This is a genomic window from Sporosarcina sp. ANT_H38 (assembly GCF_008369195.1).
Classification (GTDB): Bacteria; Bacillota; Bacilli; order Bacillales_A; family Planococcaceae; genus Sporosarcina.
The window spans coordinates 61,626-87,093 of record NZ_VOBC01000003.1 but is presented as its reverse complement, the minus strand read 5'-3'; the positions used below and the strand labels follow the sequence as shown (position 1 = coordinate 87,093).

Sequence of the window (25,468 nt, the reverse complement as noted above, 5' to 3'; positions counted from 1 at the left end):
TTGGGTAGTCAGTACTTCAATTACAACAGCATTATTAGTTTTATCTATAGTTATCATTGTTATTAAAATGACCATATTTTTTACCTTTTATGACGAAAGATGAAAACTGTGTGTTTTTCTTCGGAATTTAGTGGTTTCAAGGCGGATGCGCTATGGTGAGGGGGGCACAACGCGTTCTTTATAAAAGACAACACTTTTCGAAAAGAAACCAACGATAAACAAGAACCTTACAATACACACTATGTAGCTCTCAATTATAAACCGATTTTGCTACTTCTAATTAGTTCGCCTAATCTTGTGAATTTTGTGATAAAATATCGTTAAATGATTATTTTGGAAAAGGGGAATGGACATGACATTGCTACGTAAAACAGTGGGGGAAATCATAAGAGAACAGGCGGAGCTTTATCCTGCGCAGGAAGCGTATGTCTATCCGGAACATGGGATTCGGAAAACATATAAGGAATTTGATGAAGAAACGGACGAACTAGCGAAAGCGTTCATCGGCATGGGTATCGAAAAAGGAGAAAACGTTGCTATCTGGTCAGACAATAAAAGGGAATGGCTGCTTAGCCAATATGCAACGGGGAAAATCGGGGCAGTCCTTGTTACAGTAAATACGAATTATCAAGCTACGGAGTTGGAATATCTAATGAAGCAATCTGATGCAACAACGCTTATTTTGGATGAAAACTTTAAAGGAACGAGTTACATAGATATTATCCGTATGGTTTGCCCTGAACTGACGACGGGTGTGAAAGGCTCTATCTCAAGTGGTAAACTGCCTCATTTCAAACGGATTATCCTAATGACGGAACGGGAAGAACAAGGCATGTACAAATGGTCGGAATTAATGGCGCAAGCTGATAAGGTAACGAATGAGCAATTGGAAGAACAATTTCAATCGCTTGATCCCGATGATGTTATTAATATTCAATACACTTCAGGCACCACTGGCTTTCCTAAAGGGGTCATGCTAACACATAATAACGTCGTCAACAATGGTAAACAAATTGGAGATTATATGAAACTGACAGAGCAGGATCGCGTTTGTATTCCTGTCCCATTTTTCCATTGTTTTGGTTGTGTACTAGGAACACTTGCGGCGGTTACACACGGTTCTGCAATGATTTTACTCGAACAGTTCGATCCATTACGTGTACTTCAAGCCGTACAAGATGAGAAATGCACAGCGCTACACGGGGTACCGACGATGTTCATTGCAGAGCTAAACCATCCTGATTTCAAGAAATATGACACGTCCACACTTCGCACCGGTATTATGGCAGGCTCTGTCTGCCCAATCGAAGTGATGAAGCGAGTCATTGAGGATATGGGAGCCAGTGAAATCACCATTTGTTACGGCCAGACAGAAGCATCTCCTGTCATTACGCAGACGAAAACAGATGATCCAATCCTAAAGCGTGTTTCAACAGTCGGCAAACCGCATCCGAACGTTGAAGTCAAAATTATTGACCCTGTGACAGGTCAAGAAATGCCTGTCGGTGTGCCAGGGGAACTTTGCACGCGTGGTTATAACATAATGAAAGGGTATTACAACAATCCGGAAGCGACACGAGAGGCAATAGACGCGCAAGGATGGCTTCATACTGGCGACATTGCGGTAATGGATACGGATGGCTACATCGATATTACGGGGCGTATCAAAGACATGGTCATCCGTGGAGGGGAAAATATTTACCCAAAAGAGGTTGAGGAATTCCTTTATACGCATCCGGAAATTGCAGACGTACAAGTTGTAGGTGTACCAGATGCGAAATACGGTGAGGAGCTGATGGCGTGGATCATTCCGAAAATAGACGTGCATTTAGATAGAGAATCAGTACGCGAATTTTGTAAGGGAAGTATTTCACACCATAAGATACCAAAGTACATTGAATTTATAGAGGAATATCCAATGACTGCTTCAGGGAAAATTCAAAAGTTCAAACTGCGTGAAATGTCTTTAGAAAAGTCATTTCAATGAAAATGAGCGTATTCCTCTAAATGTGAGGGAATACGCTTGTTTTCACAAGTTATAAAAATATGTTGTCGAATATACATTATTTCCCGGGGAATGTAAGGAGAATGAACTGATTTCGTCGTATTCTGTCTGTTCTGGGTAAAGTGATTATTAAATTAATTAAAATAATAATTTTTTATATATAAAAAAGTGATATGATAAAGGCAATCTAAAAAAAGGGGGACTCGTTATGTCAAATGAAGGGTTTCAGTTAATTGCGATTATTATATACATGTCAGCGATGATTTTCATTGGGTGGTATGCATTTAAACAAACATCCAATCTTACGGATTACATGTTAGGTGGACGTTCGCTTGGACCGGCTGTAACCGCTCTCAGTGCTGGTGCTGCTGATATGTCGGGCTGGTTGCTTATGGGTCTGCCAGGTGCAATCTATCTCAACGGATTAGTTGAAGCATGGATTGCAGTCGGTTTGACAATTGGAGCATACTTGAACTGGGTGTATGTTGCACCGCGTCTTCGCGTATATACACAAGTGTCAAGTGACTCCATTACAATTCCAAGTTACTTGGAAAGTCGTCTGAAAGATAAATCGCGTCTCTTGCGAATTGCTTCAGGTGTCATTATTCTGATATTCTTCACATTTTATGTGTCTTCAGGAATGGTTGCGGGCGGGAAGTTCTTCCTTAGCTCATTCGGATTAGAGTATCACACAGGTTTATTGATTGTTTCGGCTGTTGTTATTTTCTATACATTATTCGGAGGTTTTTTGGCGGTCAGTTATACGGATGTTGTCCAAGGTATCGTCATGTTCTTTGCCCTCCTTCTTGTGCCAATTGTTGGTATCTTCATCACGGGTGGTATAACAGAGACTACGGTAAGTATCCGTGCTGTGGATCCACAATTGCTGAACTTCGTATCGGGCGCAACATTCCTAGGTGTTTTGTCCGCGGTCGCGTGGGGACTGGGTTATTTCGGTCAACCACATATCATCGTCCGTTTTATGGCGCTTAGCTCGCACAAAGAAGCGAAAAAAGCACGTCGCATCGGAATTAGTTGGATGTTCTTGAGTTTATTCGGTGCTGTTGCGACAGCACTTATCGGGATTGCTTATTACCAACAGAACCCTGGTGAAAAACTGGTGGATAATGAAACGGTATTTATTGTCCTTGGACAAATTTTCTTCCATCCATTTATCGCAGGAATCATGCTTGCTGCTGTTCTTGCTGCTGTTATGAGTACAATCTCTTCACAGCTGATTGTATCGTCTTCTGCACTTGTGGAAGACCTGTACAAAACGTTTATGAAAAAAGAAGCAACGGATAAGCATTATGTATTTTTAGGCAGAATGGCTGTCCTTGTAGTTTCAATAATAGCTATGATACTTGCATGGCCGAACAATGAATCCATTTTGAAAATCGTATCGTTTGCATGGGCTGGATTTGGTTCTGCATTTGGTCCAATTATCCTGCTATCCCTTTACTGGCGCAAACTTACAACAAAAGGCGCATTATGGGGAATGATTGTTGGAGCAATTACTGTTATGATTTGGGGGAATGTCGATATCTTATCGGATACCCTTTATGAAATCGTACCTGGATTCGTCCTCGGTCTGATAGCTACAGTTGTCGTAAGTAATATCACATATAAACCAAATGCTGAGATAGATAAAGAATTCTCAGCAGCAATTAAAATCCTTAATGAAGATAAGTAATTTGAAGGCCTGCGGTTTCTACTACTGCAGGCTTTTCGTTTAGTTAAAACTATGAAGGTGAGGTTTTTGAGATGAAACTTGATCATGTTGTCTATTTCACGAATACAGAACCAGTGAACATCGCGGCGGAACAACAAATGAGCGGACGTCACGCTGTAGTAGGTGGTCGCCATGAAAAATGGGGGACGCATAATGCGCTACTCTATACGAAAAATGCTTATATTGAATGGTTGTCAGTGGAGAAAATGGAGATTGCACAACAAGTGGATCATCCACTGACAAAGCTATTGCTGCATGATATTGAACAAGGCGATGGTTGGGGGACGATTTGTCTGTCTGTTGACGGTATTGAAAAATTTAATGAAGAAATAGAGATTAAAGGATTCCATACTTCGGGTGTGCTCGATGCCGGGAGAAGAACGGCTGATGGGCAATTACGAAAGTGGAAAATGTTGTTTGTCGATCAACCCGTTTCGAATGAATTGCCCTATCCGTTTTTCATCGAGTGGGAAGAGCCAGAAGAAACACGGTTTACGAAGTTACGTGTTGATGGAACGCTTACCTCGGACAATGAGCAGTTGGAAATTACGGAGTGTACTTTTAGTGTGGATGATCCATTAAGAGCAACAGCAGACTGGGCGATTTTATTGTCGCAGAAAGTTGGCGATGCTAATAACATCGTCTTGCCGAATGTAGTGCTGAAATTTGTTTCACATAATGGCGAGAATGACCGATTGACTGATGTTGTGATTGGGCAAACTGATTAACGGTGCGATTTTATCAAGTATAGCTCTTGAATCAGCTATATAATTCGTCCGTTGGCATTTGGTTTAGCCAAATATGGTAGACTGAATATACTTATAGCGGGTCTGGAAGGGGTAGTTTATGGAAGTTTTAGTTGAACGCGCAGTAGTTGTGGGGGTCCATGAGCAAAAGGATCAGCATTTTGAATATGCAATGGAAGAGTTGAAAAACCTTGCCAAAGCAATAGATGTCGAGGTCGTCGGAGAAGTGACGCAAAACATGGAAAAACGCAACCCATCTACATATGTTGGGAAAGGAAAAATGGAAGAAATTAAGCTTTTTTATGAAGAATTGGATGCTAACCTCGTCATCTTCAATGATGAACTGTCGCCATCTCAAATTCGTAATCTGGAGCGGGAATTGAACTGTAAAATCATCGATAGGACGATGCTTATACTTGATATTTTCGTAAGGCGCGCAAGAACGAGTGAATCGCGGATGCAAGTGGAGCTTGCTCAATTGCAATATATGTTGCCTAGACTTGTCGGTTTACGTGCATCCCTTGGCAGGCAAGGCGGCGGAACAGGTGGTGGTCTCCAAAACAAGGGGGCCGGAGAAACGAAGCTAGAGCTCGATCGTCGGAAAATTGAAGATCAAATTTCGAAACTTGGCCGCGACTTGAATCATGTAAAGGATCAGCGTGAGACACAGCGTAAACAGCGTAAAAAAAGTGGTACACCTGTTGTGTCAATTGTTGGTTATACAAATGCAGGCAAGTCAACGCTTATGAATAAATTATTGCAGAAAATGGACTTGGATAATGCGAAGCAAGTATTCGAAGAGGATATGTTATTCGCAACACTCGATACGTCAATTCGAAAAGTAAAGCTCGAGGATAACAAGGAGTTCATATTAACGGATACGGTTGGTTTTGTTTCGAGGCTTCCACACCATCTTGTAAAAGCATTCCGTTCAACATTGGAAGAGGCTCGTGACGCGGATCTCCTGTTACATGTAGTGGATGTGTCGAATTCAGAGCACGGCTATATGATGGAAGTAACAAATGACACCTTGCAGGCTGTTGGAGTAGAGAATGTAGCAACGCTTGATATTTACAATAAAGCGGATCTTGCGGGTATTCCCTATCCTGTAGTAAGCGATGACAGTGTATGGATTTCGGCACGTGAAGGAAAAGGACTGGATGAACTTATTGAGCTGATTAAGAAAAAGATTTTTGAACAGTATAGTACGTGCAAGCTGCTCATTCCGTTTGACCGTGGTGATATCGTGTCCTATTTGAACGACAAAGCGAACGTGAAAAGTACGGAGTACGAGGAAGAGGGAACGCTAATGACCGTTGAACTGGACATTTCAGGGCGGGCCAAGGTTGAAGAGTTCATCGTAAGCCATTAAGAAAAGCCATGGAGCTAGGCACTGCTAAAGACTGAAAAATTATACTTTCTTATCTTTTAAAAAACAAAAAAACAGCACTACATGACTAGGGAGGTCATGTAATGCTGTTTTTTCTATCTAAGAGAAAGGGGGTGGAATAGTTCTAGTATGCCCGTTTACTCAAAAGTTAAACCTCTTGAAACTGATTATTGTGCAGGCGGGCAAAAATTCCGCCTTTCCTCACGAGTTCATCATACTTACCGTCTTCTGCTATTCCATCTTCTGTGACGACGATAACACGGTCAGCATCACGTATTGTTGCTAATCGGTGCGCGATCACAAGAGTTGTACGATTTTCAGCAAGTTCAGCGAGCGACTGTTGAATGATCCGTTCCGTCTCAGTATCGAGAGCAGATGTCGCTTCATCTAAAATTAAAATGGGTGGGTTTTTCAAGAACATGCGGGCAATGGCAAGACGCTGTTTCTGACCGCCTGATAATTTTAAGCCGCGTTCTCCAATCTGTGTCTCATAGCCATAAGGAAGTGAAGCGATGAAGTCTTCTAGATGCGCTTTTTTCGCTGCAGCAATAATCTCTTCATCCGTCGCATCCAATTTTCCATAGCCGATATTTTCTTTGATGGTCCCGGTGAATAAAAAGACGTCTTGTTGAACGATACCGATTTGTGAACGCAAGGAGTGCTGCGTCATGTTGCGGATATCGATGCCGTCAATAGAAATAGCACCTTCACTGACATCGTAAAAACGCGGAATTAACGAGCAAATCGTTGTTTTACCAGCACCGGAAGGACCGACGAATGCTACCGTCTCACCGGCATGGATGTTCATATTAATACCTTCTAGTACTGTTTTGTTATCGTCATAGTGGAAATCGACATCATCGAAGACAATATCCCCATTCAAATGAGAAACAACGACCGCATCGAGACAATCTTTAATTTCAGGCTCCTGTTCAATCAATTCACGGAACCTACGAAAACCTGCCATGCCTTTTGGATACAGTTCTAACAACGCACTGATTTTATCGACAGGTTTGATGAGCACATTGACGAAAAGTACGAAGGCAACGAGTTCGCCACTCGACAATTTATTGTTAAGTGTGAACCAGGCTCCAACAACAAGTACGATAAGCGTGACAAGTCGGGTCATCATGAACATGCTGGAATGGGTCCACGCCATTACATTATAGGCGACGAGTTTGGCTGTTCTGAAATTCCCGTTGTCTATGCGGAAACGTGCGATTTCGAAATCTTCATTTGTGAAAGATTTGACGACGCGTGAACCTGACACGGAATCTTCGACACGTGCGTTGACGTCCGCGATTTTACCGTACATATTTTGCCACGCTGCATTCATTTTGATGTTACAGAATGTGACAAGGATAATAAGAAACGGAACCATAATAATTGCGATCAGTGCGAGTTCAGGATTGATGCTGTACATAATGGCAAACGCACCAATAAGCGTCATGACCGCTATGAAGACATCCTCGGGTCCATGATGGGCAAGTTCCCCGATGTCGAAAAGATCATTAGTAATCCGACTCATAATATGGCCCGTCTTTGTATTATCGAAAAATCGAAAGGATTGCCGTTGTACATGGTTGAATAACTGCTGGCGCATATCGGTTTCAATATTGATGCCGAGTTTGTGACCGAGATAACTTACGATGTATTGAAGGAACGTACTTAGTAAATAGATGAGTAATAATAGAATACTTATTGTAGTGATTTGTTCCCAATTCCCCTTAGGTAGCAAATCGTCTATGAACCATTGGACCGCGAGTGGGAATGCAAGGTCGAGTAAAGCCACAAAAATGGCACTCGAAAAGTCGATGATGAATAGCCGTCTATGCGGTTTATAATAAGAAAAAAATTGTTTTAGCATTTGATTTTATCTCCTCTCCTCTAGCCTAATAATTGCTAGTATAGCGGATATGAAGGTAGAAAACGATAATTAATTTCTGGAACCGAAATAACTGACTTGCGCTTCTGTTGGTTTATATGAAAAGTAAGTGTAATTATTAAATTTATCTAAAAGATGAAACTATTTATATTTTGAGTCGTATGACTATATGTAGATAAAATTAGCAAATGGAAGGAAGCGAATGATATGAAGAATTGGATGAAGGGTATAGCAACTGGAATTCTTGTCCTCGGACTTGGTGCTTGCAATACAACGGCGGAGACGAAAACCGATCCGGACACGGGAAAAAAAGTAGAAATCGAAAATAAGAGCAAGATGACAGCGCAGGAAGTTTACGAGAAGGCGATGGCTGTTTCTGAAGAACAAACGAGTATGAACGCAAAAATGGATATCGATCAGCATATTAAAGTACCAAGTCAAGAGTTTGAAATGAACAACACGATAAAAATGGACATGGATATGGTTATGGAACCACTTTCAATATATCAGAAGATGAACATAGATATGGGTGAGCAAGGCAAGATGAACATGGAAATCTATATGACAGATACAGGATTCTTTGTGAATGAACCTGAGTCGGGAGAATGGATTAAGCTTCCAAATGAAATGTACGAGACAATGATTGGTCAAATGGGAGGAGGAGCAAATCCGACACTTGACATGAACATGTTCAAGGAGTTTGCAGATGACTTTAAGTTTGAACAAACAGAAGATGCCTACATCCTCAAACTTTCCGCATCAGGTGATAAATTCAGTGAGCTGTTCAAAAAAGTAGCTACAGAAAATATGCCTGCCGGAGTAGAAATGAATGAAGAACAGGCGGAAGTGATGAAAAATATGGAAGTGAAATTACTCGAATATGAAATCTTCATTGACAAAAAGACGTTCTACACGAATGCATTCAATATGAGGATGGATATGACAATGAAAGTCGAAGGCGAAGAAATGCATATTGATCAAAAAGTAAATGCTAATATCAGCAAAATTAACGAAATTGACAAAATTGAAGTCCCACAAGAAATACTAGACAACGCTGTCGATATTAACGAATCAATGGGTCAGTGAAAGAACCGGCGTCAGGTATCTATTACCGGCGTCTTTTTTTATGCTTTGGAAATAAAAATTCTTGAAATATGGACGATTTACAACGTACAGAAATCGCGTCGATAAGTGGGATTCTATTACTAGCGTCTTAAATTCTCATTGATAATACTTTTCAGTTATTGTTTGACAGTTAATTCTAGCATGCTATAATTGGACTTGCAGCTAATTGATAATCTTTTTCATTAACGAATTCTCAATTAGATGCAAATAATCGATATCGAGGCTTCTTCATGAAGATACGTTACTTAATCATCGCACTCATCAGTCTCTCATTCCTATCGTTATTTGTGGGAGTGAGTCATATCACACCAATGGCTCTGCTTGATTTTAAGTCGGAAGAAACCGAGATTTTCCTAATTAGCCGTCTGCCGCGACTCGTCGCAATTCTCCTTGCAGGAGCAGGGATGAGTATCGCAGGTCTCATTATGCAGCAGCTGAGCAGGAATAAATTTGTTTCGCCAACGACAGCAGGTACTTTGGATGCGACACGGCTCGGGATTCTTGTATCGATGCTGTTTTTCACAAACGCATCAACGATTGAAAAGATGATTGTCGCATTTGTATTCGCGCTTGCCGGCACGCTACTGTTTATGCAAATTCTTGACCGTATTAAATTCAAGGATGCGATTTTCATTCCACTCGTCGGGCTTATGTTCGGCAATATTTTGTCTTCAATTACAACGTTTTTTGCTTACAAAGCGAACGTTATCCAAAATATGTCGGCATGGTTACAAGGCGATTTTTCGATGATTATGAAAGGGCGTTATGAACTTCTATACATAAGCATTCCCGTGCTAATCATCACTTATTTGTATGCAAACCGTTTTACGGTTGCGGGAATGGGTGAGGATTTTTCGAAAAACCTCGGTCTTGCTTATAGGCGAATCGTCAATATCGGACTTGTCCTTGTTGCGCTTATTACCACGACTGTCGTCTTGACGGTTGGAATGATTCCCTTCCTTGGATTGATCATTCCAAATATCGTTTCTATCTTTAAAGGAGATCATTTACAGAAGACATTGCCTCATACAGCCCTGCTAGGCGCGATATTCCTGCTTATCTGTGACATTTTAGGTAGAGTGCTGATCTATCCGTATGAGATTTCAATCAGTTTGATGGTAGGCGTTATTGGCAGCGGAATATTCCTCTTCTTATTGTTTAGGAGGAAGGCTTATGCGTAATTCAACTAAACTTATCATTCTAACTGTATTTGCCGCTTTCTTCTGTATTCTGTATCTTTTCCAAGGATTAAACGGAAGTTTCGACTACGCATTACCGCGCCGGGGCATCAAAGTACTGGCGATGGCCATTACGGGGGTCGCAATCGCGTATTCGACAGTTATTTTCCAAACAATTACACATAACCGTATTTTGACACCGAGCATTATGGGATTGGATTCACTGTACTTATTGTTGCAGACCGCTCTTATTTTTTTCCTCGGTTCAGGACATATGGCTATTGTCAATAAACATGTGAATTTCATGCTATCGGTTGCTTCAATGGTCATATTTGCGCTGATTCTCTACAAGTTTTTATTCCGCGGAGGCAAACAGCCGATTTACTTCTTGCTTCTTGTAGGAATCATTGTAGGGACATTTTTTGGAAGTATCTCAACATTTCTGCAAGTACTCATTGATCCAAATGAATTCATGAATGTACAAGATAAGATGTTTGCAAGTTTCAATAATGTCAGCGGAGAACTCGTCTGGTTGGCATTTGGAATTGTTGCGATTTGCCTTATCGTTGGTTGGAAATATTTTAACGAACTCGATGTGCTGTCGCTAGGTAGAGATACTGCCATTAACTTGGGCGTGTCCTACGATAAAGTCGTTAAAACGATGCTGGTTCTATCAGCTGTATTAATCGCTGTATCGACTGCACTTGTTGGTCCAATCACCTTTTTCGGGTTGATCGTCGCGAATTTGTCCTATCAGTTTTTCAAAACATATAAGCATACCGTCTTAATTGCGGGTGCGTCTATCATGAGTATTATCGCCCTTGTTGGTGGACAATGGGTTGTCGAGCGAGTCTTCACGTTTTCGACGACACTTAGCGTCATTATTAACTTCATCGGTGGCGTTTACTTCATCTACTTACTATTAAAGGAGAGTCGAGCTAAATGATCCAAGTCCGTGAACTTTCAAAGTTTTATGGTAAAAAAGCGGTCGTTGAAAAAGTCAATGTTAATATCCACCGCGGTAAGATTACATCTTTCATCGGGCCAAATGGTGCGGGTAAATCAACGCTCCTTTCAATGGTAAGTCGTCTGTTGGATGCAGATACGGGTGAAGTGCTGGTTGATAAAGATGATGTTAAAAAGATGAAATCCAATGAGTTTTCCAAAAGGGTATCCATTCTGAAACAATCGAACTTTATGAATGTCCGTCTGACAATCCGTGAACTTGTGTCATTCGGTCGCTTCCCACATTCGAGAGGAAGACTGTCTGCGGAAGATGTAGGATTTGTTGACCAGGCAATGGAGTATATGGATCTAATGGGTATGCAGCATGACTATCTTGATGAATTATCGGGAGGTCAGCGTCAGCGTGCGTTCATCGCAATGGTTATCGCGCAGGATACGGATTATATTCTGCTAGATGAGCCGCTTAATAGTCTGGATATGAAACACTCGGTCCAAATCATGAAGATATTGAGAAGGCTCGTTGACGATCTTGGTAAAACAGTTGTCATCGTTCTACATGATATTAACTTTGCATCCGTTTATTCGGACCGCATTGTTGCGTTGAAAGAAGGCCGTGTCGTCAAAGATGGCCCGACCGAAGAAATTATTACTTCTGATGCATTAAAAGATATCTATGACATGGATATTCCCATTAAACAAATGGCGGATTGCCGCATATGTGTGTACTTCAACTCTTAATAGGAAAAGCTTGAAATTATATTAAATCGAAAAGGATGATTATGATGAAGAAAATGTTAATCACATTGATGATGTTTGCGTTAATGGCTCTACTAGTAGCTTGCGGAACAAATGATGAAAAAACTACTGAGAAAACGACTGGCAGCGATAAAGAAGCAGAAACTGTAGAATCAGAAGAAATTACAATTAAGCACGAACTAGGTGAAACAACAATTACGAAAAACCCTGAGAAAGTCGTTGTATTCGACTTTGGTATGCTTGACACGTTGGATGAACTTGGTATTGAAGTAGCGGGTCTTCCACAATCGAATATCCCTTCATATTTGTCAAAATATGAGGACGAAAAGTATGCGAACCTGGGAAGTCTAAAAGAGCCTGATTTTGAAGCGATTCATGCAATGAAGCCGGATGTTATCTTCATCTCGGGTCGTCAATCTTCAATGTATAAAGAATTAAGTGAAATTGCACCAACGATCTATGTTGGAGTGGATACAACAAAATACATGGAGTCATTTACAGGTAATATGAACATGGTTGCAGAAATATTCGGTAAAGAAGATGAAATGAAAGCAGAACTTGCTGATATCGATTCGAAAATTGCTGCTATTACTGAAAAAACAGCTAGCAATGATGACAAAGCATTGATTGTTCTTGGAAACGAAGGAAAAGTGTCTGCATATGGATTGAATTCACGTTTCGGTATCATCCATGATGTATTTGGCTTTAAAGCTGCTGATGAAAATCTTGAAGTTTCAACGCATGGTCAAAGTATCACATTCGAATATATCCTTGAAACAAACCCGGATACACTATTCGTTATAGACCGTGATGCAGCGGTTGGTGGTGATGCAAGTGCGAAAGATTCAATTGAAAACGAACTTGTTATGAAAACAAACGCTTATAAAAACGGTAAAATCTTTTACCTAGATCCTGATTACTGGTATCTTTCAGGCGGCGGGCTTCTATCTATGAAAGAAATGATCAAAGAAATTGAAGCTGCAATGTAACTAATAAATAGAGCCGATTCACTGAAAAGTGAACTGGCTCTATTTTTTTGCCTATTTACAGCAAGTGAATATCGAAATACTAAGTATAGTAATAGAAAATGGTGAAAAATGTGATAAGATGAATATGCTAGAGTGAAACGGGAGTTCGAATTGAAGTGTGGTGGAAGACGATTACAGTAAAAGTGGAAACGATTGAGGAAGTTGTCCAGCTGGCTCTATCTATTACAGAGTTGAAGTTGGAATAAGTACATATTGTAAGTAGATCGCATACATTTACAACTAGTAAAATGGGTGTGTTTACGAGGCAAGATAATGAGGGAATACTATTGATAAACTAACGTATCGCTTTTAGCCATGAAATTATTTTAGGTCGGATGTTGAGTTAGGGAAACTCTTAGCATACAATAGTTCTAACTTAGAAAATAGAAAGAAGATGTATATATGGATGGAAATATACTATTTGCATTCGCCCTCACTCTTTTTGCAGGACTTGCAACAGGAATTGGTAGCTTACTTGCATTTTTTACGAAAAGGACAAATACAAAGTTCCTCTCGATAGCTCTCGGATTTTCAGCGGGTGTAATGATTTACGTATCACTTGTTGAAATATTTGTGAAAGCTAAAGATGCACTTGTATTAGAACTTGGTCTTACTAACGGCTATTGGGCTACTATTGCAGGATTTTTTGGCGGAATCCTATTGATTGCAATTATCGATCGTCTGATACCCGCAATTGGGAATCCGCATGAAGTGAAGAGTGTTGAGAACGTGAATGCAGGTCCGACGAATGAAGAATATGCGAAGTTGAAACAAATGGGCATGTTTACGGCCCTTGCTATTGCCATTCACAATTTTCCGGAGGGAATTGCAACATTTACTTCGGCGCTTGAAGACCCTACACTGGGAATCGCCATTGCTATCGCAGTTGCAATACATAACATTCCAGAAGGGATTGCTGTCGCTGTGCCAATTTATTTCGCGACGGGTAATCGTAAGCAGGCATTCAAGTTGTCGTTTCTTTCTGGATTGGCAGAACCAGTAGGAGCGGTTGTGGCCTATCTTATTTTAATGCCTTATTTGAACGGGATTATGTTCGGCGTTATCTTTGCTGCTGTTGCAGGTATTATGGTGTTCATTTCAATCGATGAATTACTTCCAGCAGCTCGGGAATATGGTGAAGCGCATTTGTCGGTCTACGGATTTATGGCGGGAATGGCCGTAATGGCTGTCAGTCTCGTACTTGTCGTGTAAAAAACTTTTGTGTGTTTCAGGTGTGTGGGGTATACTGACAGGTGTAAAGACACTTCGGTAGACACTACATAACAAGGGGTAGACACATTGTGGAAAAAAAGAAACAGGAAATTTCTCGAAATAAATTATTAGTGCTGGCGGGGACTGGCTGGATGTTCGATGCTATGGACGTCGGAATTCTGTCGTTCGTTATCGCCGCTCTTGCAGTAGAGTGGCATTTGACACCGTCTCAGATGGGCTGGATAGGTAGCGTCAACTCGATTGGTATGGCGGTTGGTGCATTAGGATTTGGAATGCTTGCGGATAAAATCGGAAGGAAGAACGTATTTATGATGACGCTTGTCCTGTTCTCTGTGGCTAGCGGGTTATCTGCGTTGACGATGACGCTTACTGCCTTTCTAATCCTCCGTTTTTTTGTTGGTGCAGGGCTTGGCGGCGAGTTGCCAGTTGCGTCGACATTGGTCTCTGAAAGTGTTGAGGCTCATGAACGGGGACGTGTTGTCGTTCTCCTTGAAAGTTTCTGGGCAGCGGGCTGGTTGATCGCCGCAATCATCGCCTACTTTGTTATTCCGAACTATGGTTGGAGACTTGCGTTAATTATTACTGCGTTACCGGCATTTTATGCCATCTATCTCAGGCGTAGATTACCGGATTCGCCGAAGTTTGAGTTGGATGGCAAACCGAAACAGTCAGCAGTAGAAAAGATTAAAACACTATGGTCGAAAAAGTATGCACGACGAACACTTATGCTTTGGATAGTCTGGTTCACGGTGGTGTTTTCGTATTATGGCATGTTTCTATGGTTGCCGAGTGTCATGGTAATAAAGGGCTTTGATTTGATTCATAGCTTCAAATACGTTCTTATTATGACGCTTGCACAATTGCCAGGCTATTTTTCGGCCGCTTGGTTAATCGAGAGAGCAGGCCGGAAATTCGTCCTTGCCACATACCTTCTTGGAACTGCAGCAAGTGCATTGTTCTTTGGTAATGCGGAAACACTTCCATTGCTTCTCATTTCAGGTGCATTGTTATCATTCTTTAACTTAGGTGCTTGGGGAGCTTTGTACGCGTATTCGCCAGAACAATATCCGACTGCAATCCGAGCAACAGGGTCTGGAATGGCGGCAGCAGTTGGTCGTATTGGAGGTATATTCGGACCGTTACTTATCGGTACACTTCTTGCGGCAGGATACGGATTCGGTTTGATTTTCGGTATCTTCTGTGGCGCAATTATTATCGGTGTGATAGCCGTTGTCTTTTTAGGAACAGAAACGAAACAGACGGAGTTGGAATGAATGATGGGCCTGCCTCTTATAATGAGGGTGGGCCTTTTTTATAGATTAAGAAACTATAAAATCACGTACTATGGATAAGCTTCAACATTGAGATTTCACGACTACTTTTCGGGTCTACCAAGGCGCTTGCGCTTTTCTTGTTGTCTAGACTCCAGGCGCTAGCCCCTCGGGTCATAAGCCAATTTGCTGTGGGGGCTGAAGTACGCCTCCTCGCAAACCGTCTTATGCCTGTCGGGGTTGGGCGGCGCCTTACGCTTTTCTTGTTGTCTAGACTCCAGCGCCTAGCCCCTCGAGTCGCTTCAGTCCTTAAGATAAAGGCAAAATGCGCCTTTATCTTAAGGCCCTCCAGCGCTTTTCGGGTCTACCAAGGCGCTTGCGCTTTTCTTGCTGTCTAGACTCCAGGCGCTAGCCCCTCGGGTCATAAGCCAATTTGCTGTGGGGGCTGAAGTACGCCTCCTCGCAAACCGTCTTATGCATGTCGGGGCTGGGCGGCGCCTTACGCTTTTCTTGTTGATCAGTTGAAACTTCCACCGTTATTGTTCGGTAAAAGAGGGTAAGGATAAAAGGGGGATGAGAATATGTCAGTACGTGAATTTACTGTAACTATTTCACCAGCGGCGGCAACGGATGTTATTGAGTCATACGTAATTAGGGGAAATATTAGTGGAACGCTCGTCGATCGATATGTAAGGCAGCTTGGCGAACAGGAAGTCCATGTCATCGTGTTGGAAAAATATTATATGAGGTCCAGCAATCGTGCGTCGCTTACTGTGACAACCGATAACTTTGGAGGGCAAACGAAAGTCCATGCGGTCGCATCAGGCAGTTCAGAGGGGGTATTCATGCGCTTTGATTGGGGTGCGGGAAAAGATTTTGCAAACAGTGTGGAATCTGCATTGGGCTCGTACATAGTGTGGTAAATTGAAGGATTGGCTCAAACAAATCAACGCTTTGCCAGAGAGAACTACCGCAGAATGCTAATAGCAACAAAGTTCAGAGGCTTTCCTTTTGTTGGAAAGGCCTATTTTGTTAAAATGACAATAGAAGAGAGGGGTGCTCAGATGTTCCGTATACCTGAATCGATTGCGAATCTTGGCCGGGAACGGATAGAAGGTTTTCCTGTGGAGGGATTCCTTTACGGAGAAGGTCCCAAAAAACCGGAGCTGATGTTAATCGGTGAAGCACCTGGAGAATTCGAATTGATTGATGGCATTCCCTTTATTGGCCGTGCGGGGAAGGAACTGATGAAGTCACTTTCGACAATCGGTTTAACGCGTGAAGATGTTTACATTACAAGTGCGGTCCGCAGCAGGCCATATAGATGGGGGAAGAAAAATAACCGTGACGGAACGACTACGGAACGAAAATACAATCGGCCCCCAAAGACGACAGAAATTTTGGCTCATGCACCTGTGCTTGATTATGAACTAGCAAACATTGAGCCAAAACTGATTGTTACTCTCGGAAACGTCGGATTACAGCGGTTGTTAGGTAAAGAGGCTAAGGTGACAAAACTCCACGGGCAACTAGTGGAGCGACCTATTCAATATTTAAATGAACTAGACGATACCACATTTAATTGGACAAAAAAGGTGTATAAGATTGTACCAACATTTCATCCTGCGTCTATCTTTTATAGACCGTCGCATAGACCCTCACTAGATGCAGATTGGTTGGAGATTGGCCGTATATTGGGGGGGATGAACTAGTGGAAGCGATTCAGCATAAAAAAGTACTGATTATCGGGTGCAGTGGTGCTGGGAAATCGACTCTGTCTCGTAAGCTTGCTATGAGGTGGGGATTGCCTTTGCATCATCTTGACGTTCTTTATTGGAATGAAGGGTGGATGCCCACGCCGAAACAGGAATTCCGTAAGTTGCTGAAAGACGTGATAACGCAGCCTGAATGGATTGTAGATGGAAACTTCGATTCTTCACTTGAAATGAGAGCGCACTATGCAGATTTGATAATCTTCCTTGATTTCCCGAACTGGCTTTGTCTATCCAGAGTAACGAAAAGATTTTGGAGCTACAGGGGACAGACACGTCCAGATATGGCACAAGGGTGTCCCGAAAAGATTGATATGAAGTTTGTCCGTTGGATTTGGCGCTATCCGAAGGACGCTCGACCGGGGGTTTTAGAAATCTTGCAGAAAGCTAAAGCGGATGTTGTACTGCTGAAGACATCGGTTGAAGTTGAAAGATGGCTGGATTCTTCACCGCAACGAAATGCATAAGGAGGGGTTTTATGATCCGCTTTGATAATGTAACGAAACGTTTTGCGGATGGTACTGAAGCGCTGAAAGGTGTTTCAGTAACAATCCCTACACATAAATTGACGGCTATAATAGGTCCTTCCGGCTGTGGAAAGACGACACTTATGCGGATGATTAATCGGCTGGAAGTATCGACAGAAGGTGACGTTTATATCGATGAGTTGTCAATTTCTGAACGAGATGAAGTGGAGTTACGCCGCTCAATCGGCTATGTCATTCAGCGAATTGGTCTCATTCCTCATATGACGATTGAAGACAATATCGCGCTTGTCCCCGAATTGCTCAAGTGGGATAAAGAAAAAATTGCTGCCCGTGTCGATGAACTGCTTGATATGGTGGATCTCGACCCGGCTGTGTTTAAGAAACGCTATCCATTTGAACTCTCAGGCGGTCAACAGCAGCGGGTCGGCGTAAGTCGGGCGCTTGCTAGTGATCCGAACATTATTTTAATGGATGAACCCTTTTCGGCACTCGATCCAATCAGCCGTGAACAGCTACAGAAGGAATTGAAGAAGCTGCAGAAGAAAATCAAAAAGACGATTGTGTTTGTAACGCACGATATGGATGAAGCCCTCGACATTGCGGATGTCATTATTATCATGCGGGACGGCCAAATTGAGCAGATGTCATCACCTGCTCAATTAATTGAAAAACAAGCGACCGATTTTGTTCGTGAATTTATCGGAATTGAACGGATAGACAGACAGCGTAATTTCGGTCAGAGATCTATTAAAGAGTTCGCAAAATTCTTTGATGAAGCATGGACAGGTGAAGTAAGGGAAGTGACTTCGGAGCTGACAGTTGATGAAGCAATTACTGTCCTAGATGCTAATCCCGCCAGCCGTCTTGCCGTAGCTGAAGATGGAGTTGTGATAGGTTATATTGGCCATCATTCTCTATTGCAAGCTTCAATGGATAACGGGAAATGGGTGAAGTCATGAAGAACTTTATCGAGACAGTGACCAGTCGTTCAGACATGATTACAGAAGCTTTTCTTCAACATATTTTTCTGTCTTTTGTAGCGCTTGCCATCGGGATACTCATAGCTTTACCAACTGGGATGTTGGTTGCTCGTCATCGTCGTTTTGCAGAGCCGATCATTGGTGTAGCTGCGATATTACAGACAATACCAAGTCTTGCATTGTTTGGTTTTCTTGTTCCGCTCATCGGAATAGGCTCAAAGACCGCACTTATTGCGCTTATTATTTACGCACTGTTGCCAATTGTGCGCAATACATATGCGGGTCTTACAGGTGTCGATGAAGCGATTGTCGAAGCGGGACGCGGAATGGGGATGACCCCCAATCAAATTTTGAAGAAAATCGAGTTTCCGATTGCCTTGCCTGTCATCATGGCAGGTATCCGGACGGCGACTGTGCTGACGGTCGGCATTGCCACACTTGCAACTTTCGTCGGAGCAGGCGGGCTGGGGGATGTTATTTATAGAGGTTTGCAATCCTATAACAATGCGCTTGTTCTTGCGGGAGCGCTGCCAGTTGCACTACTCGCCATTGCTTTTGACTTTATCTTAAAATGGGTAGAGAAGAAGGTAACACCAAAAGGCGTACAAAATTGATAGGGGGAAAAAAGATGAAAAAAGGTTTGGGGATTATGTTGCTGTCATTGACACTGTTACTTAGTGCATGCGGTGGGAAAGATGAAATTGTCATTAGTGGAAAGCCATGGACAGAGCAATTTATACTGCCATATATTTTAGGTCAATATATTGAGTCACAAACGGATTATAAAGTGAAGTATAAAGATGGTTTAGGTGAAGTAGCAATCATGACGCCTGCACTTGAAAAAGGCGATATCGATCTTTACGTAGAGTATACTGGAACGGGTTTAAAAGACGTTTTGAAAGAAGAATCGAAAGCTGGAGAGAGTTCTGAAAGCGTTTTTGCGCGTGTGAAAAAGGGCTATGAAGATAAATTCAAAGTGACTTGGTTGGAGCCATTAGGTTTTGAAAATGGCTATACATTGGCCTTCTCAAAGGATAAAAAATACACTGCAAAAACGTATTCCGATCTAGCCGCGCTTTCAAATGAGGAAGAGATGGTTTTCGGTGCACCGCATGCCTTTTATGAACGAAAAGGTGATGGTTATGATGATATGGTGATTACCTATCCGTTCACATTTAAAGATACAAAGAGTCTGGATCCGAATGTTATGTATGAAGCGGTGAAGAATGGAGATGTTGATGTTATTCCAGCATTCACGACAGATAGCCGTATCCAGATGTTTGAACTAGCAACAACGGAAGATGATCTAGGGTTTTTCCCGAAATATGATGCGGCACCAGTCGTGCGCCAGGAGACATTGAAGAAGTTTCCTGATCTTGAAAAAGTGCTGAATAGCTTAGCAGGAAAAATTACGGAAGAAGATATGTTGAAAATGAATGCCCGCGTTGATTTGGACAAAGAGAAACCAGAAGACGTTGCCCTCGCATTTTTAATAGAAAAAGGGTTAATTAAGGAATAAAGAAAAGCGTAAGGCGCCGCCCTGCCCCGACAGGCATAAGACGATTTGCGAGGAGGCGTACTTCAAGCCCCCACAGCAAAGTGGCTTATGACCCGAGGGATTGGCGCCTGGAGTCTAGACAGTAAAGAAAAGCGCTGGAGTCTAGAAGCGCCTTGGTAGATCCGGAAAATAGGAGGGATCTAGTTCTATCCCTCCCTGTTAGAGGTGGACGTTGCTCCAGGTTGAAAAATGTATACTTTTCCTTTTTTAAAAAAACCGTTCCCGCAAGATTGGGGACGGTTTACTTAATTCATACAGGATATTTTACGGCATTCTTCTTCATCTTAGCGCGTGCAGCTTCTTCCAAATCAACGCCAAGAAGATCCGCGAATTGTAATAGATAAATAAATACGTCGGCTGCCTCATCCACGATTTCTTGCTTGTTATGAGCGACTGCTTCCTCACCAGATTTCCATTGGAAGTGTTCCAGTAGCTCACTTGCTTCCAATGAAATTGAAATTGCGAGATTTCGAGCGTCGTGATTTCCACCCCAATTACGCGCTTTCGTGAATTCACGTATTTCAGTTTGTAGTCTTTGCATAGTTATCTCATCCCATCGACTGTTTTCTTGAGTATACGGTATTTGAAGTTGTGATTCTAGGACATAGTGATAATGAAGTGGAGGAAGAATACCATGTATACACCTATAGATAAATCGTTTTTTGATGCGCCTGTACTTGAATTGGCTAAAAAGTTGATTGGACAATATATTGTTCATGAGCTGCTGGAAGGAACTATTGTAGTCCGTATTGTGGAAACGGAAGCATATCAAGGCCCTGAGGATCAAGCAGCACATAGTTTTGACAATCGGCGAACGAAGCGGACAGAAGTAATGTTTGGACTTGCAGGGCTCGTCTATACGTATCAAATGCATACACATACCCTGATGAATGTTGTAGGTGGAGCAGTGGGAACGCCACATGCAATTCTGATTCGGGCTGCGGAACCGGTGACCGGATTTGAACGGATGAAGGAAAATCGTGGAGCTCATTTGAAAATGAAGGATTGGACAAATGGCCCAGGTAAATTAACGAAAGCACTTGGTGTAACCATGCAGTATTACGGTCATCATTGGACAGAGAGGCCGTTATTCATTGCAGAGGGTGCTGTACCGGCGGAAATTATAACGGGTCCTCGGGTGGGAATTGGGAATTCCGGGGAAGCGGTTCATTATCCTTGGCGTTTCTATGAAAAAGACAATCCTTATGTTTCAAAATATCGACCATAAGTTTAGTTGTCGCCAAGTTGGGGAATAGAAGAGAGAGTATTTACAAAAAGGGAGTGTATTTTAATTGGCTAAAATAGCGACTTTAATCACGAATCTATTCGAAGACTCAGAGTACATGGAGCCAGCAAAAGCATTCAAGGATGCTGGGCATGAAGTAGTAACAATTGAAAAATCAGCAGGTGTAGAAGTGACCGGGAAGCAAGGTAATGCAAAAGTTAAGACGGATTACGGTATCGACGATGTAAAACCAGAAGACTATGATGCATTATTTATACCTGGAGGATTCTCACCGGATCAGTTACGTGCAGACGAACGCTTTGTGCAATTTGTGAAGTCGTTCATGGATGATAAAAAACCAGTATTTGCAATCTGTCATGGTCCTCAGCTTTTAATTACAGCTAAAACCCTCGAAGGAAGAGATGCAACGGGTTTTAAATCGATAAAAGTTGACATGGAAAATGCCGGTGTCAAATATGCGGACAAAGAAGTTGTCGTGTGTCAAAATCAGCTCGTCACAAGCCGTACACCTGATGACATACCAGCGTTTAATCGTGAATCACTAAAACTTCTTGAAAAGTAAATAGTACTTTGAAAATAGTATGATTTTAGAGAAAGGCCAGGTAACTGGTCTTTTTTTTGTTGAAAAGGTTCCGCAAGAGTGATAAGTTAGAAGAATGACACAACGGTAAATTTTAAAATTCAGATTAATTAGTGGGATTTATGACTTTTAGTACGGTGAAATAATGGGAGGGCATCATGAAAAATATAATTAAAATGGGGAGCGCTTTCATCGGAATTATTGTTGGAGCAGGATTTGCTTCCGGACAAGAAATTCTACAATATTTCACAAGTTTTGGGCTCCTAGGTATTGCAGGAGCAATTATTTCGACAGCATTGTTCGCGTATCTCGGAATGACGCTCACGCGACTCGGAAGCCGTATGCGAACCACATCACATAAAGAAGTCATTTACAAAATAAGTGGTCGTTATTTAGGGGTAATTGTCGATTACATAATTATTTTCACATTATTTGGAGTTGGGGCCGTTATGATAGCGGGAGCAGGTTCCAATTTGAACCAACAGTTTGGTTTACCGCCATTCGTTGGTAGTTTATTAATGGTTGTTCTTGTTTTCTTAACCATATTACTCAATGTCGACAAAGTGGTTGGTGTCATTGGCAGCATTACACCATTTTTAATCATTTCGGTCATTGGTGTATCGGTCTACTGTTTAGCGACGATGGGTGATGCAACATTTACGGCGCTCGATTCGGTCGCGACTAAAGTACCTACGACGCTACCGAATTGGTTCATCTCGTCAATTAACTATGTGTCGTTCAACATTGCGGTAGGTGCTTCGATGGCACTTGTTATGGGCGGAGCGGAGAAAAACGAGAAAACAGCAGCGTGGGGTGGATTTGTCGGAGGACTTAGTCTCGGGATCCTAATCTTGTTAAGCCATTTGGCAATCTTCTCGCGTATCGATATTGCTGCCGATTCCGATTTGCCGATGTTAGCAATTATGAACGATATTTCGCCTATACTCGCTACTTTCATGGCGTTCATATTATACGGTATGATTTTCAATACAGCTGTTAGTATGTTCTACGCTTTCGGCGCACGTTTCATTCCAATTGGTACGAAGAAATTTAAAGGTTTTGTGTTCATCACACTGATAATTGGGTTCTGCTTGAGCTTCGTCGGCTTTAAGAATCTTGTCGCTTATTTTTATCCGCTTATCGGATACATTGGTTTGTTCCTTGTTGGGGCTCTTATTTACGCATCGTTCAAACTTCCTGCAAAGGTTAGGAGATAAGGTTATTTCAGAACGCAAACAGGGACGGCCACGAAGCCTAGCTTCGATGACTGTCCCTGTTTTTCTATCGAATTTTGTGTCGAAAAGAAGTCGATTCTTAAGAGTGTAGAGAGATTGAACACGCATTTGGGTTGAATTGATTCCATAAAAAATGGTTTAATAGACATAGTTAACTTGGAAGGGTGAACAGCTTGCTTCACTATCGAACTTACGAAATTAGCCCGACAACCCCTTGGGTGACATTCATACATGGCGCGGGCGGGAGTTCTTCTGTCTGGTTCAAGCAAATCCGGGAATTTAGGAAACAGCATAATGTTCTCTTAATTGACCTTCGGGGGCACGGACAATCTGCTGGCGGAATGTGGAAAAAAGGGGATTCATTTACGGATATATCAAAGGAAGTAATTGAAGTGCTAGACGAAGTCGGCATAAAAGAAACGCATGTTATCGGTATGTCACTCGGTACAATCGTCGCGCAGACAATGGCAGATAACTTCCCAGAACGTATAAACTCACTCATTCTTGGTGGGGCGATTATTCGTTTTGATATTCGAACAAAGTTATTATTATGGGGAGGGCGTACAGTAAAGCGTTTTGTCCCTTATATGCTCCTTTATAGATTATTTGCTTATATTATTATGCCACGTAAACAGCATGAAGAATCGCGAATGGCTTTCGTCAACGAAGCTAAAAAGGTGTACCAGAAGGAATTCATCAAATGGTTTTCCCTTACTAAGCTTATCAATCCATACTTAACCCGCTTACAAGCATCAACAACGGCCATTCCAACATTATTCTTGATGGGTGAGGAAGATTATCTATTCATCCCGCCAATTGAAGAAGTTGTCCGTAAAAATAAAGGATTTGAATTCATTAAAATAGAAAAGTCCGGACATGTCTGCAATATCGACCAACCGGAAGTATTCAATAAGATAGCCATTGATTATATAGCTAAAATCGAACAAAGAAAAGCCGCCATCCAACTGGGATGACGGCTTTTCTTTATAAATAACTTAACGTTATACGTTTGCAAGCTCCAATTCTTCAGCAGGTCCAAAGAATTCGAAGTTTATTTTTTCTTTTGAAATACCTATTGCATATAGATCTTTAATGACGGCCTGCATGAAAGGCGTTGGTCCACAAACGTAGATGTCACTACCTTTAATGACGTTAGCGGCAAGGAAGTCGCGGTTGATGAAGCCATCTCCTTCTTCTGAATAAAGCACGGCATATGTGGAAGTAGGCATGGATTCACTCAACGTACGTAATTTTGCATCGAATGCTTGGTGTTTACGCGTACGTGCCGAATGTAGGAATGCAACTGACCGTTCTGGTGTGTTTTTGGCAATTGAATCAAACATGCTCATCATTGGCGTAATACCAACACCGCCGCTGATAAGTGTCACTGGATTATTGCTTTCTGTATCAAGATGGAATACACCGGCAGGAACACTAACTCCAACTGTATCGCCGACATTCATTGCATTATGAAGGTTAACGGACATTTTTCCGTTCGGTGTGATTTCATCCTCGCGTTTAACAGAAATACGGTAAGACTCACCTGTTGGTGCTTGTGACAAGCTGTATTGACGGTTCAAGATATATTCTTCACCAGGGATTGTAACGCGTAATGTGATGTATTGACCCGGTTTGTATGAAGGTAACTTTTTACCATCGACAGGTTTTAAATAGAATGATGTAATGACATCGCTCTCAACTACTTTATCGGCAATCTCGAAGTCCTTGAATGTTTTCCAGCCGCCGTCCATTTCCTCAGCTTTAGCGTACATCTCTTTTTCGATACTGATGAAAACGCCTGCAATTACTTCGTAAGCTTCTCCCCAAGCACCAATAATTTCAGGAGTTGCAGCTTCACCTAATACTTCTTTAATAGCGCCTAATAAATGGTGACCGACGATTGGGTATTGTTCTGGTGTAATGTTGAGTGATTTGTGTTTGTGTGCAACTTGAACGACAGCAGGTAAAACAGCGCCGAGGTTGTCGATATTTGCAGCAGCTGCGTAAACCAGTCCTGCAAGTGCGTTTTGTTGACGTCCTTGGGCTTGATTGACGTGGTTGAAGATATTCAAAAGTTCAGGGTGAGCCTCGAACAAATTTTTATAAAACACTGTTGTAATTGTTTTTCCGTGTTGCTCCAATACTGGAACTGTTGATTTGATAATGGCAATGGTTTCTTCTGATAACATGGTTAAGCACGACCCCTCATAGTTGTTAACTTAACCTTAAACTAAAAAAAAGATTAAAGATATATTTATAATGCATCTTTAAAGAGTGTTAGAAAGTTAGCCACA

The 25,468-nt window shown here is 41.9% G+C and carries 24 protein-coding genes; 21 read left to right on the top strand and 3 right to left on the bottom strand.

What is annotated here, in order from left to right; translation table 11 throughout:
- Positions 1 to 352 precede the first annotated feature (352 nt).
- The 4 genes from FQ087_RS15890 to hflX all read left to right on the top strand — a co-directional run bounded on the left by FQ087_RS15890 (position 353) and on the right by hflX (position 5,855).
- Positions 353 to 1,987, top strand: coding sequence for an AMP-binding protein (locus FQ087_RS15890; RefSeq protein ID WP_149581584.1), 1,635 nt, complete (start codon positions 353 to 355; stop codon positions 1,985 to 1,987).
- A gap of 226 nt (positions 1,988 to 2,213) precedes the next feature.
- On the top strand, positions 2,214 to 3,698 hold the full coding sequence (putP, locus tag FQ087_RS15885; RefSeq protein WP_149581583.1) for a sodium/proline symporter PutP: 1,485 nt from the start codon (positions 2,214 to 2,216) through the stop codon (positions 3,696 to 3,698).
- A 71-nt stretch (positions 3,699 to 3,769) separates the two neighbouring features.
- Complete coding sequence (locus FQ087_RS15880; RefSeq protein WP_149581582.1) at positions 3,770 to 4,465, top strand: VOC family protein; 696 nt, start codon at positions 3,770 to 3,772, stop codon at positions 4,463 to 4,465.
- A gap of 118 nt (positions 4,466 to 4,583) precedes the next feature.
- A complete protein-coding gene (gene hflX / locus FQ087_RS15875) occupies positions 4,584 to 5,855 on the top strand; it encodes a GTPase HflX (protein WP_149581581.1) in 1,272 nt (423 codons plus the stop codon).
- 166 nt (positions 5,856 to 6,021) lie between these two features.
- On the opposite strand, the gene FQ087_RS15870 is transcribed toward hflX, so the two are convergent.
- The gene (locus FQ087_RS15870; protein WP_149581580.1) at positions 6,022 to 7,740 is read right to left on the bottom strand and encodes an ABC transporter ATP-binding protein; all 1,719 of its coding nucleotides are present in this window, start codon (positions 7,738 to 7,740) and stop codon (positions 6,022 to 6,024) included.
- Between the two features lie 225 nt (positions 7,741 to 7,965).
- Between FQ087_RS15870 and FQ087_RS15865 the strand changes: the two genes are divergently transcribed.
- From FQ087_RS15865 to FQ087_RS15805, 13 genes are all read left to right on the top strand, one after another.
- Positions 7,966 to 8,844 carry a DUF6612 family protein gene (locus FQ087_RS15865; RefSeq protein WP_149581579.1) on the top strand — a complete coding sequence of 293 codons (879 nt, stop codon included), beginning with the start codon at positions 7,966 to 7,968 and terminating at the stop codon, positions 8,842 to 8,844.
- A 269-nt stretch (positions 8,845 to 9,113) separates the two neighbouring features.
- The gene (locus tag FQ087_RS15860) at positions 9,114 to 10,064 is read left to right on the top strand and encodes an ABC transporter permease (protein WP_149581578.1); all 951 of its coding nucleotides are present in this window, start codon (positions 9,114 to 9,116) and stop codon (positions 10,062 to 10,064) included.
- The gene (locus tag FQ087_RS15855; protein WP_149581577.1) at positions 10,057 to 11,007 is read left to right on the top strand and encodes an iron chelate uptake ABC transporter family permease subunit; all 951 of its coding nucleotides are present in this window, start codon (positions 10,057 to 10,059) and stop codon (positions 11,005 to 11,007) included. Before FQ087_RS15860 ends, FQ087_RS15855 begins: the two co-directional genes overlap by 8 nt.
- Complete coding sequence (locus tag FQ087_RS15850) at positions 11,004 to 11,765, top strand: iron ABC transporter ATP-binding protein (RefSeq protein ID WP_149581576.1); 762 nt, start codon at positions 11,004 to 11,006, stop codon at positions 11,763 to 11,765. The genes FQ087_RS15855 and FQ087_RS15850 overlap by 4 nt, the downstream gene beginning before the upstream one ends.
- Before the next feature lie 44 nt (positions 11,766 to 11,809).
- Positions 11,810 to 12,772: a siderophore ABC transporter substrate-binding protein gene (locus tag FQ087_RS15845; RefSeq protein WP_149581575.1), complete on the top strand. Its 963-nt coding sequence runs from the start codon at positions 11,810 to 11,812 to the stop codon at positions 12,770 to 12,772.
- A 441-nt stretch (positions 12,773 to 13,213) separates the two neighbouring features.
- Positions 13,214 to 14,023 (top strand): zinc transporter ZupT, encoded by an 810-nt coding sequence (gene zupT, locus FQ087_RS15840; RefSeq protein WP_149581574.1) that lies wholly within the window; start codon positions 13,214 to 13,216, stop codon positions 14,021 to 14,023.
- A gap of 152 nt (positions 14,024 to 14,175) precedes the next feature.
- Complete coding sequence (locus FQ087_RS15835) at positions 14,176 to 15,318, top strand: MFS transporter (RefSeq protein ID WP_149581951.1); 1,143 nt, start codon at positions 14,176 to 14,178, stop codon at positions 15,316 to 15,318.
- Between the two features lie 578 nt (positions 15,319 to 15,896).
- Positions 15,897 to 16,238 carry a DUF6054 family protein gene (locus FQ087_RS15830; protein WP_149581573.1) on the top strand — a complete coding sequence of 114 codons (342 nt, stop codon included), beginning with the start codon at positions 15,897 to 15,899 and terminating at the stop codon, positions 16,236 to 16,238.
- A gap of 141 nt (positions 16,239 to 16,379) precedes the next feature.
- Positions 16,380 to 17,027 carry a uracil-DNA glycosylase gene (locus FQ087_RS15825; protein WP_149581572.1) on the top strand — a complete coding sequence of 216 codons (648 nt, stop codon included), beginning with the start codon at positions 16,380 to 16,382 and terminating at the stop codon, positions 17,025 to 17,027.
- On the top strand, positions 17,027 to 17,554 hold the full coding sequence (locus tag FQ087_RS15820; protein WP_149581571.1) for a P-loop NTPase family protein: 528 nt from the start codon (positions 17,027 to 17,029) through the stop codon (positions 17,552 to 17,554). The genes FQ087_RS15825 and FQ087_RS15820 overlap by 1 nt, the downstream gene beginning before the upstream one ends.
- An 11-nt stretch (positions 17,555 to 17,565) precedes the next feature.
- Positions 17,566 to 18,534, top strand: coding sequence for an ABC transporter ATP-binding protein (locus FQ087_RS15815; protein ID WP_149581570.1), 969 nt, complete (start codon positions 17,566 to 17,568; stop codon positions 18,532 to 18,534).
- Positions 18,531 to 19,169 carry an ABC transporter permease gene (locus FQ087_RS15810; protein WP_149581950.1) on the top strand — a complete coding sequence of 213 codons (639 nt, stop codon included), beginning with the start codon at positions 18,531 to 18,533 and terminating at the stop codon, positions 19,167 to 19,169. Before FQ087_RS15815 ends, FQ087_RS15810 begins: the two co-directional genes overlap by 4 nt.
- 14 nt (positions 19,170 to 19,183) lie before the next feature.
- On the top strand, positions 19,184 to 20,074 hold the full coding sequence (locus tag FQ087_RS15805; protein ID WP_149581569.1) for a glycine betaine ABC transporter substrate-binding protein: 891 nt from the start codon (positions 19,184 to 19,186) through the stop codon (positions 20,072 to 20,074).
- A 289-nt stretch (positions 20,075 to 20,363) separates the two neighbouring features.
- Here FQ087_RS15805 and FQ087_RS15800 read toward each other — a convergent pair whose 3' ends face one another.
- Entirely contained in the window at positions 20,364 to 20,654 is a 291-nt protein-coding gene (locus tag FQ087_RS15800; RefSeq protein ID WP_149581568.1) for a nucleotide pyrophosphohydrolase, read from the bottom strand.
- Between the two features lie 93 nt (positions 20,655 to 20,747).
- Between FQ087_RS15800 and FQ087_RS15795 the strand changes: the two genes are divergently transcribed.
- From FQ087_RS15795 to FQ087_RS15780, 4 genes are all read left to right on the top strand, one after another.
- Positions 20,748 to 21,341, top strand: coding sequence for a DNA-3-methyladenine glycosylase (locus FQ087_RS15795; RefSeq protein WP_149581567.1), 594 nt, complete (start codon positions 20,748 to 20,750; stop codon positions 21,339 to 21,341).
- Between the two features lie 64 nt (positions 21,342 to 21,405).
- Positions 21,406 to 21,921: a type 1 glutamine amidotransferase domain-containing protein gene (locus FQ087_RS15790; protein WP_149581566.1), complete on the top strand. Its 516-nt coding sequence runs from the start codon at positions 21,406 to 21,408 to the stop codon at positions 21,919 to 21,921.
- A gap of 176 nt (positions 21,922 to 22,097) precedes the next feature.
- Entirely contained in the window at positions 22,098 to 23,156 is a 1,059-nt protein-coding gene (locus tag FQ087_RS15785) for a YkvI family membrane protein (RefSeq protein ID WP_149581565.1), read from the top strand.
- A 191-nt stretch (positions 23,157 to 23,347) separates the two neighbouring features.
- Positions 23,348 to 24,148, top strand: a complete 801-nt coding sequence (locus FQ087_RS15780; protein WP_149581564.1) for an alpha/beta fold hydrolase — start codon at positions 23,348 to 23,350, stop codon at positions 24,146 to 24,148.
- Between the two features lie 27 nt (positions 24,149 to 24,175).
- Here the strand turns inward: FQ087_RS15780 and hmpA are convergent, their stop codons facing one another.
- Positions 24,176 to 25,363: an NO-inducible flavohemoprotein gene (gene hmpA / locus FQ087_RS15775; RefSeq protein WP_149581563.1), complete on the bottom strand. Its 1,188-nt coding sequence runs from the start codon at positions 25,361 to 25,363 to the stop codon at positions 24,176 to 24,178.
- Positions 25,364 to 25,468: the final 105 nt, after the last annotated feature.

Coding starts and splice junctions, on each gene's coding strand:
- FQ087_RS15890 (WP_149581584.1), top strand. CDS start 353: ATGACATTGCTACGTAAAACAGTGGGGGAAATCATAAGAGAACAGGCG.
- putP (WP_149581583.1), top strand. CDS start 2,214: ATGTCAAATGAAGGGTTTCAGTTAATTGCGATTATTATATACATGTCA.
- FQ087_RS15880 (WP_149581582.1), top strand. CDS start 3,770: ATGAAACTTGATCATGTTGTCTATTTCACGAATACAGAACCAGTGAAC.
- hflX (WP_149581581.1), top strand. CDS start 4,584: ATGGAAGTTTTAGTTGAACGCGCAGTAGTTGTGGGGGTCCATGAGCAA.
- FQ087_RS15870 (WP_149581580.1), bottom strand. CDS start 7,740: ATGCTAAAACAATTTTTTTCTTATTATAAACCGCATAGACGGCTATTC.
- FQ087_RS15865 (WP_149581579.1), top strand. CDS start 7,966: ATGAAGAATTGGATGAAGGGTATAGCAACTGGAATTCTTGTCCTCGGA.
- FQ087_RS15860 (WP_149581578.1), top strand. CDS start 9,114: ATGAAGATACGTTACTTAATCATCGCACTCATCAGTCTCTCATTCCTA.
- FQ087_RS15855 (WP_149581577.1), top strand. CDS start 10,057: ATGCGTAATTCAACTAAACTTATCATTCTAACTGTATTTGCCGCTTTC.
- FQ087_RS15850 (WP_149581576.1), top strand. CDS start 11,004: ATGATCCAAGTCCGTGAACTTTCAAAGTTTTATGGTAAAAAAGCGGTC.
- FQ087_RS15845 (WP_149581575.1), top strand. CDS start 11,810: ATGAAGAAAATGTTAATCACATTGATGATGTTTGCGTTAATGGCTCTA.
- zupT (WP_149581574.1), top strand. CDS start 13,214: ATGGATGGAAATATACTATTTGCATTCGCCCTCACTCTTTTTGCAGGA.
- FQ087_RS15835 (WP_149581951.1), top strand. CDS start 14,176: ATGTTCGATGCTATGGACGTCGGAATTCTGTCGTTCGTTATCGCCGCT.
- FQ087_RS15830 (WP_149581573.1), top strand. CDS start 15,897: ATGTCAGTACGTGAATTTACTGTAACTATTTCACCAGCGGCGGCAACG.
- FQ087_RS15825 (WP_149581572.1), top strand. CDS start 16,380: ATGTTCCGTATACCTGAATCGATTGCGAATCTTGGCCGGGAACGGATA.
- FQ087_RS15815 (WP_149581570.1), top strand. CDS start 17,566: ATGATCCGCTTTGATAATGTAACGAAACGTTTTGCGGATGGTACTGAA.
- FQ087_RS15810 (WP_149581950.1), top strand. CDS start 18,531: ATGAAGAACTTTATCGAGACAGTGACCAGTCGTTCAGACATGATTACA.
- FQ087_RS15805 (WP_149581569.1), top strand. CDS start 19,184: ATGAAAAAAGGTTTGGGGATTATGTTGCTGTCATTGACACTGTTACTT.
- FQ087_RS15800 (WP_149581568.1), bottom strand. CDS start 20,654: ATGCAAAGACTACAAACTGAAATACGTGAATTCACGAAAGCGCGTAAT.
- FQ087_RS15795 (WP_149581567.1), top strand. CDS start 20,748: ATGTATACACCTATAGATAAATCGTTTTTTGATGCGCCTGTACTTGAA.
- FQ087_RS15785 (WP_149581565.1), top strand. CDS start 22,098: ATGAAAAATATAATTAAAATGGGGAGCGCTTTCATCGGAATTATTGTT.
- hmpA (WP_149581563.1), bottom strand. CDS start 25,363: ATGTTATCAGAAGAAACCATTGCCATTATCAAATCAACAGTTCCAGTA.